This is a genomic window from Nocardia sp. NPDC006044 (assembly GCF_042871115.1).
GTDB lineage: Bacteria > Actinomycetota > Actinomycetes > Mycobacteriales > Mycobacteriaceae > Nocardia.
On the sequence record NZ_JBIAID010000005.1, the window covers coordinates 166,629 to 179,383 of the forward strand.

The following is a 12,755-nucleotide window of genomic DNA, read 5'->3' on the forward strand; positions in this document are numbered from 1 at the left end:
CCTTTTGACTCGACTCGATGAGGGGGTGGGGTCAGACCCAGTTTTCGATCCAGTATTTCCAGATGAGGGGGGCGTAGCCGGCCAGTGGGGGGACCTTGATGTCGGTGCCGGAGAGGGCGGCTGCGGTGTGGCGGCAGTCGAACCAGCAGCTGAATTCGCTGTGCTCCAGGATGTCTCGGGGGACGCCGACGCGGGGGAGGAGCCAGCTGGCACCGGGTACCTGGCGCGCGAGGTCGAGGGCGCGCTTGGGCATCACCTCGACCAGGTGGGGTGCGCCGGCCTCGTCGGCGAAAAGATTCAGAGCGTCGGCGACGCTCTGTCTGCGTGGATCGACCAGGTGGTAGGTCGTCGCGTTCGAGCCGGGTTGGTGCGCAATGTAATCCAGGGCGCGGGCGACGAAATCGACCGGGACCATGTTGGTTTCGCCGAGCTTGGGCACCAGCACCGGCAGGATGCGCGGGAGTTGCGCGCCCATGCGCAACAGGCGGAAGAAGTAGTAGGGGCCGTCGATTCGGTCGATCTCGCCGGTCCGGGAATGGCCGATCACGATCGATGGCCGATAGATGCGCCACGGCATGGCGGCGGCGCGGACGATCCGCTCGGCCTCGAACTTGGCTCGCTGCGCCGGGGTGGTCAGCGTCTGGCCCTCGTCGAACATGTCCTCGGTGAACAGCCCCTCCGCCGAACCGGCCACGTCGACCGTCGAGACGTGATGCAACAGACCGGCTTTCAGGCTTTCGGCGACGTCGACCAGATGCCGGGTGCCGTCGCTGCGCTCGGCGAGGTCATAGCTGGACGCCAGATGGAAGACGTGGTCGATCGTGCCGCGATGCTCGGCCAGCCAGGTCGGATCGATACCGAGACCGGGCGCGCCGAGATCGCCGGGCACCGGCCGCACCCGATCGTCGCCGCCCCACTCGCGGGCACAGTAGGCGAACCGGTCGGCGGACTCGGGGCCCGGCCGCACCAGCACATGAATGTCACCCTCGCGTTTCAGCAGCTCGGGGATGAGGAACCGACCGATGAACCCAGTTGCCCCGGTAACCAGGTAGCCCATAGCCGAGGAGCTTAGCTCCCCCGCTTCGCCCAGCCTGCAGGCCAGAGCCGTGTCAGTCCTCGAAGACCGGTTTGCGCTTGGTGAGCATGGCGGTGGCGCCCTCGAGGAAGTCGGGAGAGGTCAAAAGTTCGGTCTGGCCGGACTTTTCGGCCGCCAAGGCGGGGGCGAGAGAGGTCAGGGTCGCTTGGTTGAGGGCTTGCTTGGTTAGTTCGAGGGCGCGGCGGGGGCCGGTCGCGAGTTTCGCGGCGGCGGCTTCGACCTTCTGGTCGAGTTCGGCCTCGGGGACCACGGCGGTGAACAGGCCCGCCTGTTTGGCGGCGGGGGCGGAGAGACGCTCGCCGAGCAGGGCCATCTCGGCGGCGAGGGGGCGACCGGCCGCGGCGGCGATCATCGCGGCAGCGCCGCCGTCGGGCATCAGGCCGATGTTGATGAACGCGAGCAGGAGGTAGGCGTCGTCGCTGGCGTAGACCAGGTCGGCGGCCAGGGCGAGGGCCACGCCGACGCCGGCCGCGGCACCCTTGACCCGCGCGATCACCGGGATGGGGGCGTCGACGATGGCCTGCACCAATCGGTTGGCGGCGTCCATGGTCATGTCGGGGGTGATGCCGCGCTGGGCCTCGCGCACGGTGGCGGTGAGGTCGGCGCCGGTGCAGAAGTCGCCGCCCGCGCCGGTCAGCACGATTGCCCGGACCGACTTGTCCGCGGCCGCGTTCACGAAGGTGTCGCCGAGGGCGACCATGGTGTCGTAGCCGACGGCGTTCTTGCGCTTCGGATTGGTGATGGTCACCCGCAGCACCTTGCCGTCGGGCACCGCCGTAAAGCCGTCCGCAGGCGTCGATGACACGTCTACTGCCGCAGAATCGGTATTGCTCATGTTTGCTCCTACGCTGGAACTCAGCGGCTACCCTGCCATGAATACTGGTTAACTTTGCGAATTGTGGTTAACTTAGGTTCCATTGTCGGGCGCTGTCAACCAGTGGCGCCGCCGGAGAACGGAGAGGTGCATGGTCGCGGATCGCAGCGAGGTCGGCCTCGCTTCCGCGCGGCCGGACCAGCCGGCCGCGCGCAGCGATTCCGCAGGGGGCGGTCGGGTGACGGGCGGGCAGGTCCGTCGGCGGCCGAAGGATCGCAAGGTGCAGATCATCCGGGCGGCCGCCCGCGCGTTCAGCGATCGCGGGTACTACCCGGTCGGCGTCGACGAGATCGCCGCCGAGGTGGGGATCTCCGGGCCCGCGCTGTACCGGCACTTCACCAATAAATACGCGTTGCTCGTCGCGGCCGCCGAAGAGGGCGCCCGGCACCTGCTGAACGTCGCGCGCGCCGCCGACGACCCGCAACTGGCGCCCGAGCAGCGGCTGGACGCGCTGATCCGGGCGATCAGCGAACACACCATCGAGATCCGCCGCGAGGCCGGGCTGTACCGCTGGGAGCGGCGCTACCTGGAACGCGACGATCGGATCCGGATCCGCAAGATCTACGACGATTTGAACGGCACCCTCGCCGAGCCGATCGCGCTGCTGCGCCCGGCCGCGCCGGCCGCCGATGTGGCGATGCTGGCCGCCGCCGTGCTCAGCGCGATCGCCAGTATCTCCGCGCACCGCAGCGCGCTGTCCGGGGCCAAGTTGCTGCCGCTGCTGCACGACATGTCCTGGTCGATCCTGCGCGCCGAGCTGCCGCCCGCGCCGCCGGAACCGGATCCGGGGCCGGTCACCCGCGGCCTGCCGGTGTCGTCGAAACGCGAACAGCTGCTCACCGAGGCGATCCGGATCTTCGGCAGGCAGGGCTATCACGAGGCGAGCATCGAGGAGATCGGCGCGGCCGTCGGGATCAACGCCTCCAGCGTGTACCGCTACTTCGCCAGCAAATCCGACCTGCTCGCCGCCGCGTTCTACCGAACCGGCGACCGGGTCGCGCTGGCGATCACCGAGGCGCTGGCCGAGGCGACCAGCCGCGAGGACGCGGTGCGCCGGATCGCCGAACGTCAGGCCCGGCTCACCTTCGCGATGCCGGAGATCATGCCGGTCTACTACGCCGAATTCAGCAACCTGCCGCCGGCCGAGCAGCACAGGCTGCGCGCCATCCAACGGCAGAACGTACTCGAATGGGCCAACCTACTGGACGGCGATCCGATCGAGGCGCGGTTCCGTGTGCACGCGGCCATCGGCCAGGTGATCGACGTCGGCCGCCTGCTCCGATTCGACTCCCGCCCAGCACAATTGGCCCGGGTCACCGCACTCATGCAGGCCGTCCTGCTGGGCAACCAGGAATAGCCGCACACCATCCGGAAGGTCAAGGGGTGTGCGGCAATTCAGGTTCGTCGCCCGTGCCGGATGCGGAAGATGGTTTTGGCCAGGCGTAGGTGGCGGGGGTGGCGGTCGAAGGTGGACAGGTTGACCGGGGCTTTGTAGCGCTTGCGGGCGATGGCCAGGGTGTGGCTGAACTCGCGCAGGCCTTGGTCTCCGTGGCTGTGGCCCTGGCCGTATTCGCCGACGCCGCCGAACGGTAGCGCGGGAATGCCCGCGTAGGCGGTGGAGGAGTTGATGGTGACCACGCCGACGCGTAGGTGCTCGGCGAACGTCTCGATCTCGTGCACATCCCTGGTGAACACCGAGACCGCCACGTCGTTGCCGACCGCGTTGATGCGTTGCGCGGCGTCTTCCATGCCGGTCACCTTGTTCACGACGAGCACCGGGCCGATGCCCTCGCCGGTGATCGCCAGGCTCTCCTCGGGCACCTCGGCCAGCACGACGGGTTCGATGTACGGCTCGCGAATCGAATCCAGGCCGCCGACCACCGCGCGCCCGCCGCGGGCCAGTGCGTCGCGAATCTGCTTGCGCACCACCTCGATCTGCGATTCCAGGATCATCGGGCCGTAGGACGCGCGCTTGTCCGCCCCGGGACGCAGCTTGGCGGCCTGCGCGGCCACCAGCTCCAAGAACGGTTCGTAGACCGACTCGGCGACGTAGGCGCGCTGGATCCCGGTCGCGTTCTGCCCGGCGTTGGCCATCGCGCCGAACACCGCGGCCTCGGCGGCGTCGTCGAGCTTCGCGTCGACGTGCACGACCATGCTGCCCTTACCGCTGCGCTCCACCACCACCGGCGTCATCGCCTGGGTACACAGCGCGATCACCTCGCGTGCGCCGGAATCCGAACCGGCATAGGCGATCTTGTCCACCTTGGCCCGGCACAGCGCGGAGCCGGTCGCGTGATCGCCGGTAACCACTTGCAGCACCGGCTGATTCGGCGCCAGGCGGGACCAGCTGTCGGCCAGCCACACGCCGACGCCGGTGGTCAGCTCGTGCGGTTTGAACACCACCGTGTTGCCCGCCGCCATCGCGTAGGCGATCGAGCCCATCGGGGTGAACACCGGGTTGTTCCACGGGCCGAGCACGCCGATCACGCCGAGCGGCAGATAACCGACCGAGGCATGCTGGTTGCGGGTCAGCCAGGTGGAGCCGAGCTTCTGCCTGCCGAGGGCGCGGGCGGCGTTACGGGCGGCCCAGTCGAGGTTCTCGACCGCGAGCATCACCTCGATTGCCGCGTCCGCCTCCGGTTTTCCGGTTTCCTCGGACAGGATCTCGACCAATTCGCCTGCGCGGCGGGCGATGTCGCGTTTCCAGTCGAGCAGCCAGCGTTTCCGGCCGCTGAAACCCAGTTCGGCCCACCATTTTTCGGCCGCGTGGGCGGCCCGTACGGTGCGATTGATTTCACCCGCGCCCATCACGGCGTAGTTGCCGACGGTCTCGCCGGTGCGCGGGTCGTAGGACGTCAGCACGTTCGATCGGCCCGATCCTCCGGGCTGCGCCGCCACGTGTGGCTGCGCGGACTCGGCCATGATCACCTCTCGCAGTATCGAAATCGGCGTGCGGGCCACTTGCGAGGCGGCCGCCGCGGACGAGTGAGTGTTCCCCCAATGAGCAGACTATGGTCGCCGCGACGGGCCGACAAGGCTCGCCCACCGCCACCGCGCTGCCCTTGACAGGGTTCACCAGCGGCGATCCGGGCAGCGCCGGACGGATATCCGTGGATGTGAGTAAGGACACATTTAGTTCGCGCTCCGGTTGGGTAGCGCGCGGGCGACCCGGTACGAACCCCGCATGCCGGTAACATCACGCCAAGCGCTACGGATCTCTTATGGGGACGTATACGCGCGCGCTCCGGCGGCCCCCGAGTCGTCGCAAATGCCGATAGTGGAGAGTTGATGCCGAGCTTGAACCAAGCAGATCTGCATGCCAGTGAGCCAGCGGTCCGGGTGACGGACGTGCGGAAGTCGTTCGGCGATGTGCATGCACTGCAGGGGGTCAGCTTCGTCGCCGACCGCGCCTCCGTCCTCGGCATCCTCGGACCGAACGGCGCGGGCAAGACGACGATGGTGAAGATCCTGTCGACGCTGCTGCGCCCGGACTCCGGCACCGCCGTCGTCGCCGGGCACGACGTGCTCAAGGACGCGGCCGGGGTGCGCCGGTCGATCATGATGACCGGTCAGTACGCCGCGCTGGACGAGAACCTGTCCGGCCGGGAAAACCTGGAACTCTTCGGTCGCCTGATGGGCCTGGCCAAGTCGGCCGCGCGCAAGCGGGCCGACACCCTGCTCGAGGAATTCGATCTGGTGAGCGCCGGCCGCCGTGCGGTGCGGCACTACTCCGGCGGCATGCGCCGCCGGGTCGACATCGCGTGCGGCCTGGTGGTGCGTCCGGAGGTGGTGTTCCTCGACGAGCCGACCACCGGCCTGGATCCGCGCAGCCGCCAAGGCGTCTGGGATCTGGTGAACGCGCTGAAGGCGCAAGGCATCACGGTCTTGCTGACCACGCAGTACCTCGAAGAGGCCGACGTGCTCAGCGACAACATCATCGTCATCGACAAGGGCACGGTGATCGCCGAGGGCACCGCCGACGAGCTCAAGGAGAAGACCGGCGGCAGCTACTGCGAGGTGGTCCCGCTGGACCCGACCCAGCTGCGCCCGACCGCCGCCGCGCTCGGCGACCTGGTGCCCGCCGCGGTGCTGGCCGCCCTCAACGGCGGCGACCGGCTCTCGATTCCGGCGCCGGAGGGTGCGGCCACGCTGACCGAGGCGCTGCGCCGGCTCGACACCGCGGGCATCCAGCTGGCCGACATCGCGTTGCGCCGGCCATCGCTCGACGACGTCTTCCTGTCCATCACCGGACATTCGGGCGGCACCGCGTGACGACCGCTACCGCTCCGGACCGCGCCGCCGACGCGGCCGCGTTGTTCGCGGACCTGCCCGAGGCCCGGCTGAGCTCGTTCGCGCAATGGCGCGCGCTGTCCGGCCGCATCGTCTGGACCATGGCCACCAAGGGCGAGCTGATCGTCGCGGTGGTGACGCCGCTGGTGTTCACCCTCGGGTTCTATCTGCCGCTGCGCTTCGTGATGAAGTTCCAGGGCATCGATTACGCCCAGTACGTCATGCCGATCATCGTGTTGCAGACGATGGCGTTCACCATGATGTCGAATGCGCAGCTGGCCGCGTTCGAGGCGTTGACCGGGTTGAGCACGCGGATGCAGACGATGCCGATCGGCATGCTGGTTCCGCTGTCCGCCAGGATCGCGGCGGGGTTGGTCCGCTCGGTCACCTCGCTGACCGCGGCGGTGCTCTTCGGTTACCTGATCGGTTTCCGGTTCGTCGCCGGCTTCGGGCAGGCCGCGTTGTTCTGCCTGTTCTCGCTGGCGATCGGTACCACGCTCGCGCTCGGCGCCGACGCGCTCGGCAGTTTGACCAAGAGCCCCGAATCGCTGAGCCAGGCCCTGACGCTGCCGACGCTGATCTTCGGCATGCTCTCCTGCGGGTTCGTCCCGGAAAAGAACTTTCCGACCTGGATTCAGGGGTTCGTGCGCAATCAGCCGGTCTCCCAGTTCTCCTTCGCGCTGCGGGACATGGCCGAGGGCGGTGTGAGCTGGCAAGTGTTGTGGGTGCCGCTGGCCTGGGTGATCGGGCTCGCGCTCGTGTTCATCCCGCTGGCGGTCTGGGCGAGCGTGAGGCGATCATGAGTTCTGTGCAGGCCCCCGTGGCGCCGATCGAGGAGACCGACAAGATCTCGGGGAACACGCCGTTGCCCCGGGTGACCGCGAAACCCGAGAACTCGCTGACCAATTGGGTCACCCACAGCCTGATCCAGTGCAAGCGACTGCTGCTGGTATGGGCGCGCGATCCCGCCACGACGATTCAAACGCTGGTGTATCCGGCGTTGACACTGCTGATGTTCAAGATCGTGCTCGGCAAGGCGATCACCGGCTATACCGGCCAGCCGAGCATCTACGCGCAGATGGCGTTGCTCACGCTAGTCGCCGCGATGTCCGGTGCCGTGGTCAGCGCGCTCGGCTTCAAGGGTGAGAAGATGACCGGCCTGCTCGGCCGGTTCTGGACCATGCCGATCCACCGTGCCGCGGGGCTGACCGGTCGACTGCTGGCCGAGGCCGTTCGCGTGCTGGTCACCACCCTGTTCGTCATCGGTGTCGGCCTGCTGCTCGGCTTCCGGTTCAACCAGGGCCCGCTCGCCGGCCTCGCGCTGATCGGCATCCCGGTGCTGTTCGGCGTCGCGTTCGCGGTGCTGGTCACCGCGCTGGCGACCGTCACCGAGGGCGTGATGCTGGTCAACATCATCGGCATCATCAACACCCTGCTGATGTTCTTCAACACCGGTTTCGCCCCGGCCTTCGCCTATCCACCGTGGTTGCAGTCGACGATCAAGAACCAGCCGATGAGCTGTGCGATCGACGCGATGCGCGGGCTGTCCTACGGCGGGCCGGTCGCGGAGCCGCTGACGAAGACGGTGCTGTGGACGGTCGGCCTGATCGTGGTGTTCGCCTACCCGGCCGTGCGTGGCTATCGCCGGGCGGCGGAGACCGGCGCCTGATCGAAGTCGTAGTCCAGCCAGCGGTTGCGGTTGGTCCAGCCGACCAGGTCGTAGCGCCAGCGGAACGGCCAGGTGTGCGCGACGGTGTTGAACAGGACCGCGCCGAGGGCGGTGTAGTCGTCGTGGGCGGACAGCAGGGCGCGCTGTCCGCGCGGCGACGCGGTGAAGAACGCGTCGAACATGGCCATCGACTGTTCGGTGGTCAGGCGGCCCAGGCCCCATAGGCCGCGCATCCGCATCCAGTAGACCAATCTGGCTCGTGGCGGCCACAGCTCGGCGATCGGGTCGCGGCCCTGCTGGAGCGCGCCGATCGCGGTGTCGACCAGCGCGAGCGAGTCGGCGACGCTGTAGCCGGTGCAGGGATGCATCATGCCGCCCCGGGAGCCGAACGGAACCGCCTGTGCGGTGCCCTTTTTCGGCGGCGGCTGATCCAGCGGATAGTGCGCGGCCTCGGTCGGTTCCTCGCCGGTGAGCCGGATGCCGTGCGCGGCAAGCCGATTCAGCGTGCGCCTGCGCAGCTCGTGCTGCGGCATGCCGCCCCGCAGGCCGAGGCTGGTCTCCTCGAAGATCACCGTGCCGTCGCCGAGCGGCACCGAGTAGAGGAACGATGGCGGCTCACCGGGACCCGCGCCGTTCTCCGGCCGCCAATCCAGCAGCAGTCCTTCGCCGTCCTCGACCATCGGCGCGGCCGTCTCGGCGGCGACGAAGATGCCGTGCGCGCTGGCGGCCCGGCGCCGGCCGAGGGTGGGCAGGCCGCGGGTGTCGAACACCGTGGCCGCGTTGATCGTCGTGCCGTCGGCCAGTTCGACGACGTGCGCGTCGACCCGGGTCGCGCGCCCGGTGCGCACGGTGGCGTCGTCGAGCGGGAGTGCCGCGCGCAAGCCGGTTTTGGACAGCACGCAGTAGGGGCGATCGATGCGGTGCTCGGACTTGGCCCAGACGGTCGGCCGCGGAATCGTGCTGGCGATCGCGGTCGACGGCAGCCAGTCCGGCAGTTCGTCCACCCAGCAGGAGTAGGTGGGCGGCCACAGCCGATCCGGTCGCGGATCGATGGCGGTGACGCTGAGCCCGGCCCGCATCGCGCGATGGGCCAGCGCCCGGCCGGTCGGACCGAGCCCGACCACGCACACATCGACATCCCGGACCGCGCTGACACCCATGCAGGCATTCAATCCGCTGCGGCCCGGCCGACGCAACTATCCGTTCGGGACGAGCCCCAGAAAATAGGGTCCCGGAACAAGCCGGACAAAGTGAAAGCAAGCACTTCGAGAATTGCACGAAATCGTGCCCCCAGAGTTGGTGGCCCTGCAACTTCAGTGATGAAAAAGGGTTGTTTCGCCCCGTAGTCTCGGCACCGTACGCGGGTGGTTTCCGCGTTTCGGAGAAGGGGAAACATGAGTGGCGACAACCGCGGCTGGCTCAGTGTGCTCGCGGTCACAGTGGGCGCAGTGGTTATAGCGATTATGTCTGCACCGGCGCACGGGGCGCCGGCCGAGTCATCGATTGTCGCGGTGCAGGAACACGATGCGCGAAAGCTGACGTTGACAATTCACTCCGCGGCGATGGATCGCGATATCCAGGTGGAGACCCAACGCGCGGCCGACACCAGCGTGCCCCGCCCGGTCCTCTATCTGCTCCAGGGCGCCAGTGGCGGCGAGGACGGCGTCACGTGGGAAACCGAAACCGATGCGATGCAGTTCCTTTCGACCAAGAACGTGCACGTCGTCTTGCCGATCGGCGGCATGTTCAGCTACTACGCGGACTGGGTGAACGACGATCCGCGCCTCGGGCGGCAGAAGTGGAAGACCTTCCTGACCCGCGAACTGCCGCCGCTCATCGACAAGTACTTCGCGACCAGCGGTCGCAATGCGATCGCCGGCTTCTCGATGGCGGGCACCACCACCCTCGCGCTCGCCGCGACCAGCGGTGACCTCTACTCCAGCGTCGCCGCGTACAGCGGCTGCGCGCAGATCAGCGATCCGGTCGGCCAGGAATTCGTCCGGCTGACCGTGGAGACCTGGGGTTGGGCACACCTGGAGAACATGTACGGCGCGGCGAACGACCCGCGCTGGGCGGCCAACGATCCGTACGTGCAGGCCGAGGGGCTGCGCGGCAAGTCGATCTACATTTCCAGCGGCGGCGGGCTGCCCGGAAAGTACGACGAATTGAACGGCAAATACTCATTGCCCGGCGTCGACGGTTACGCGGCCCAACTCATCAAGGGCGGTGTCATCGAGGCGGGCACGAATTACTGCTCACGCAATATGCAAACCCGGCTGAATACCTTGGGTATTCCGGCAACCTATGACATTCACCCGGACGGCACCCATTCATGGGGTTATTGGGAAGACGCGTTGAAGAACTCGTGGCCTGCGCTGTCCGCACCGTTGGGAATTTAAGATGTGGATTCGGAAACAGGCCGCGAGAATCGCCGGCCTGGTACTCGCTGCCGCGAGCGCGGCGGTATTGCAGGCGCCCGCCGCGGGCGCCGTGCCGCCCATCCCCGCGTTCGCCGGCGCCAACGACTGGGCCTGCCGTCCGTCGGCGGAACGGCCGCAACCGGTAGTGCTGGTACACGGTTCGGGCACCGACGCACCCAATAGTTTCGCCCTGCTCGCGCCGCTGCTGCGCGGCGAAGGCCACTGCGTCTTCGCCGCGGATCTCGGGCCGACGCCCGGCGTGCGCGACGTGGTGAGCGGCCAGGCCGGTTCCGCCTCGATGGGCATCGGGCCGGTCGGCGCCGCGATGCTCGGCCGCACCATCTACGGCGTGGCCGACATCGATCGCATGGCCATCGAGTTGAACGAGGTCGTGCAGGCGGTGCGCAGTGCGACCGGCGCGCGGCAGGTGGCGCTGGTCGGCCACTCCACCGGCGGCACGGTGATCCGGCAGTACCTGCGCGCGCAGGGCGCGGACGCGGTCACGCAGGTGATCACCCTCGGCACCCCGTATCGCGGCTCGACCTGGGCCGGACTCCGGACGAACTATCCGGATCTGGCCTCGCTCGGCCTGGAGAACGCGCAGATCGCGGCCCAGGTCTTCGGAACCCCGGGACAGCAGCAGGTGGTTGGGTCACCGCTGCTGAACCGGCTGAACGCGGGAGGCGAGACCGTGCCCGGTGTCCGGTACACGGCGCTCGCCTCCCGCGCCGACGAAATCATCACCCCGCAGGAGACCGCGTTGCTCACCGCGCCCACCGGCGACAACCGCAACATCTGGCTGCAAGACGGCTGCCCGGCCGATATCGCGAATCACAGTGGCCTGCTCGGTGATACGCGCGCGGCCGCGGTGGTGCTCAGCGCGCTGGCCGGCGACAACCGCGCCCTTCCCTGCTAGAAGGGCGCGGCCGGGGGATTACTGCGGGGTGACCCAGGTGGTGATGTCCGCGTGCACGACCTCGAGCCCGTGCTTGTCGTAGACCGATACCGGCACGATCAGGTTCTGCCCCGTGGTGATCGTGCTGAAGTCGGGGATCTCGTCGAGCTTCGCGACGGCCCGCAGGCTGGTCTCGGCCTTGGCCAGATACTGCACGTTCATCGCCTTCGGGATCCAGCGATGGGTGCTCGGCACGGTCGCCTCGCTCAGCATGCCCATGGCGACCTCGGCCAGGTTGCACGCCGCGATGGCGTGATAGGTGCCGAGGTGGTTGTGGATGCCGAACCACTTCGGCGAGGTCACCTCGCACAGTCCGGGCTCGAGCCGCACGACGCTCGGCAGCACCGTGCCGAAGTACGGCACCCGCGCCACCATGCCCAGCGAGAACAGCGTGTGACCGAGCCGGTTGTCCGGCAGCTTCTTCCAGCTGCGGAGGGTGGCAGTCTCTTTCGTCATGCGCTCATCTTACTGCCGAGTAAGTTCGGTCGGTCGAGTGTGCCCCAATTCACTGGCATGGCGATAGAAGGACTATCTGGGCGGCGCGGCCATCGCGGCCTCGGCCGGTGCGGGCTGCTCAACGCCCCGCTGACCACCGACGGCCTGCTCTACCTCGACGAGAAGTCGGTGTACCAGAGTGGTGACGACCCTTCGGCATCGTCACCCGTCGCCCTTGTTGTCTCTGTTGTCATGCCCGTGACCTGGGCGGAGCGGTTCGCGGGGACCGGATTTGAAGTAGCCGACCGCGTCGGGCATACTGTTCGGGTTGCCTTGCACCGGGCCGTGCCTGTTTTCGAACGGGATGGCTAGGCGAGGCGAGAACTACCAATCGTGTACCTCACTGGTTCAACCGGTGTGGGTACGTCCGGGAACACGGTTCCAGGCCTGAGATGAAGTTCGATCCGGGGCCGAGGAATGAGCGGCTGTGTTGAATGCTGGTCGGAGACCAGAACGACACGCCCGACCGCGTGTACCGGAGAACCATGACAGATGAACAGCGGCGAGGATCAGGCACGCGTGCTTGGTCGCGGTCTCACGTGAGACGTCTTCGTGTGTTCGGGCTGTGCAAATTGAGGGTGGTACGGAAGCCAGCTTCCGGATCACGAAGGTATAAGCGGAGAAAAGGACACTTAGCGTGGCGGGACAGAAGATCCGCATCAGGCTCAAGGCCTACGACCACGAGGCGATCGACGCGTCAGCGCGCAAGATCGTCGAGACGGTGACCCGCACTGGGGCCCGTGTCGTCGGCCCGGTGCCGTTGCCGACCGAGAAGAACGTGTACTGCGTCATCCGTTCGCCGCACAAGTACAAGGACTCGCGCGAGCACTTCGAGATGCGTACGCACAAGCGGCTTATCGACATCCTCGACCCGACGCCGAAGACGGTCGACGCGCTGATGCGCATCGACCTGCCGGCCAGCGTCGACGTCAACATTCAGTGACGGGGACTGGAGA

Annotated in this window: 12 protein-coding genes; 7 read left to right on the forward strand and 5 right to left on the reverse strand. The window is 67.8% G+C overall.

The annotated features are described in order from the left end of the window. Window positions 1–31: 31 nt before the first annotated feature. Entirely contained in the window at window positions 32–1,057 is a 1,026-nt protein-coding gene (locus ACFYO1_RS37020; protein ID WP_387242039.1) for an SDR family oxidoreductase, read from the reverse strand. A gap of 52 nt (window positions 1,058–1,109) precedes the next feature. Next, window positions 1,110–1,931, reverse strand: coding sequence for an enoyl-CoA hydratase-related protein (locus ACFYO1_RS37025; protein WP_387242043.1), 822 nt, complete (start codon window positions 1,929–1,931; stop codon window positions 1,110–1,112). Between the two features lie 130 nt (window positions 1,932–2,061). On the opposite strand from ACFYO1_RS37025, the gene ACFYO1_RS37030 reads away from it, so the two are divergent. Further along, the gene (locus tag ACFYO1_RS37030; RefSeq protein ID WP_387242046.1) at window positions 2,062–3,327 is read left to right on the forward strand and encodes a TetR/AcrR family transcriptional regulator; all 1,266 of its coding nucleotides are present in this window, start codon (window positions 2,062–2,064) and stop codon (window positions 3,325–3,327) included. 38 nt (window positions 3,328–3,365) lie between these two features. Here ACFYO1_RS37030 and ACFYO1_RS37035 read toward each other — a convergent pair whose 3' ends face one another. Next, complete coding sequence (locus ACFYO1_RS37035; RefSeq protein ID WP_387243135.1) at window positions 3,366–4,892, reverse strand: aldehyde dehydrogenase family protein; 1,527 nt, start codon at window positions 4,890–4,892, stop codon at window positions 3,366–3,368. Between the two features lie 366 nt (window positions 4,893–5,258). Between ACFYO1_RS37035 and ACFYO1_RS37040 the strand changes: the two genes are divergently transcribed. The 3 genes from ACFYO1_RS37040 to ACFYO1_RS37050 are packed head-to-tail and all read left to right on the forward strand — an operon-like array spanning window position 5,259 to window position 7,929. Next, window positions 5,259–6,242 (forward strand): ATP-binding cassette domain-containing protein, encoded by a 984-nt coding sequence (locus ACFYO1_RS37040; protein WP_387242049.1) that lies wholly within the window; start codon window positions 5,259–5,261, stop codon window positions 6,240–6,242. Beyond that, complete coding sequence (locus tag ACFYO1_RS37045) at window positions 6,239–7,063, forward strand: ABC transporter permease (protein ID WP_387242052.1); 825 nt, start codon at window positions 6,239–6,241, stop codon at window positions 7,061–7,063. The genes ACFYO1_RS37040 and ACFYO1_RS37045 overlap by 4 nt, the downstream gene beginning before the upstream one ends. Continuing rightward, a complete protein-coding gene (locus ACFYO1_RS37050; protein WP_387242055.1) occupies window positions 7,060–7,929 on the forward strand; it encodes an ABC transporter permease in 870 nt (289 codons plus the stop codon). The genes ACFYO1_RS37045 and ACFYO1_RS37050 overlap by 4 nt, the downstream gene beginning before the upstream one ends. On the opposite strand, the gene ACFYO1_RS37055 is transcribed toward ACFYO1_RS37050, so the two are convergent. Continuing rightward, the gene (locus ACFYO1_RS37055; protein ID WP_387242057.1) at window positions 7,899–9,089 is read right to left on the reverse strand and encodes a lycopene cyclase family protein; all 1,191 of its coding nucleotides are present in this window, start codon (window positions 9,087–9,089) and stop codon (window positions 7,899–7,901) included. The genes ACFYO1_RS37050 and ACFYO1_RS37055 overlap by 31 nt on opposite strands. 234 nt (window positions 9,090–9,323) lie before the next feature. Here ACFYO1_RS37055 and ACFYO1_RS37060 point away from each other — a divergent pair, with 234 nt between their 5' ends. Both ACFYO1_RS37060 and ACFYO1_RS37065 read left to right on the forward strand, forming a co-directional pair. After that, complete coding sequence (locus ACFYO1_RS37060) at window positions 9,324–10,328, forward strand: alpha/beta hydrolase (protein ID WP_387242060.1); 1,005 nt, start codon at window positions 9,324–9,326, stop codon at window positions 10,326–10,328. Window position 10,329: 1 nt separating this feature from the next. Next, the gene (locus tag ACFYO1_RS37065; protein ID WP_387242063.1) at window positions 10,330–11,265 is read left to right on the forward strand and encodes an esterase/lipase family protein; all 936 of its coding nucleotides are present in this window, start codon (window positions 10,330–10,332) and stop codon (window positions 11,263–11,265) included. 18 nt (window positions 11,266–11,283) lie between these two features. Here ACFYO1_RS37065 and ACFYO1_RS37070 read toward each other — a convergent pair whose 3' ends face one another. Beyond that, window positions 11,284–11,760 carry a hotdog fold domain-containing protein gene (locus ACFYO1_RS37070; RefSeq protein WP_387242066.1) on the reverse strand — a complete coding sequence of 159 codons (477 nt, stop codon included), beginning with the start codon at window positions 11,758–11,760 and terminating at the stop codon, window positions 11,284–11,286. 676 nt (window positions 11,761–12,436) lie between these two features. On the opposite strand from ACFYO1_RS37070, the gene rpsJ reads away from it, so the two are divergent. Further along, a complete protein-coding gene (gene rpsJ / locus ACFYO1_RS37075; RefSeq protein WP_003938093.1) occupies window positions 12,437–12,742 on the forward strand; it encodes a 30S ribosomal protein S10 in 306 nt (101 codons plus the stop codon). Window positions 12,743–12,755 lie beyond the last annotated feature (13 nt).

What these genes read in the sequence shown, in the direction of transcription:
- ACFYO1_RS37020 (WP_387242039.1), bottom strand. Translation starts at nt 1,057, where the DNA reads ATGGGCTACCTGGTTACCGGGGCAACTGGGTTCATCGGTCGGTTCCTC.
- ACFYO1_RS37025 (WP_387242043.1), bottom strand. Translation starts at nt 1,931, where the DNA reads ATGAGCAATACCGATTCTGCGGCAGTAGACGTGTCATCGACGCCTGCG.
- ACFYO1_RS37030 (WP_387242046.1), top strand. Translation starts at nt 2,062, where the DNA reads ATGGTCGCGGATCGCAGCGAGGTCGGCCTCGCTTCCGCGCGGCCGGAC.
- ACFYO1_RS37035 (WP_387243135.1), bottom strand. Translation starts at nt 4,892, where the DNA reads ATGGCCGAGTCCGCGCAGCCACACGTGGCGGCGCAGCCCGGAGGATCG.
- ACFYO1_RS37040 (WP_387242049.1), top strand. Translation starts at nt 5,259, where the DNA reads ATGCCGAGCTTGAACCAAGCAGATCTGCATGCCAGTGAGCCAGCGGTC.
- ACFYO1_RS37050 (WP_387242055.1), top strand. Translation starts at nt 7,060, where the DNA reads ATGAGTTCTGTGCAGGCCCCCGTGGCGCCGATCGAGGAGACCGACAAG.
- ACFYO1_RS37055 (WP_387242057.1), bottom strand. Translation starts at nt 9,089, where the DNA reads ATGGGTGTCAGCGCGGTCCGGGATGTCGATGTGTGCGTGGTCGGGCTC.
- ACFYO1_RS37060 (WP_387242060.1), top strand. Translation starts at nt 9,324, where the DNA reads ATGAGTGGCGACAACCGCGGCTGGCTCAGTGTGCTCGCGGTCACAGTG.
- ACFYO1_RS37065 (WP_387242063.1), top strand. Translation starts at nt 10,330, where the DNA reads ATGTGGATTCGGAAACAGGCCGCGAGAATCGCCGGCCTGGTACTCGCT.
- ACFYO1_RS37070 (WP_387242066.1), bottom strand. Translation starts at nt 11,760, where the DNA reads ATGACGAAAGAGACTGCCACCCTCCGCAGCTGGAAGAAGCTGCCGGAC.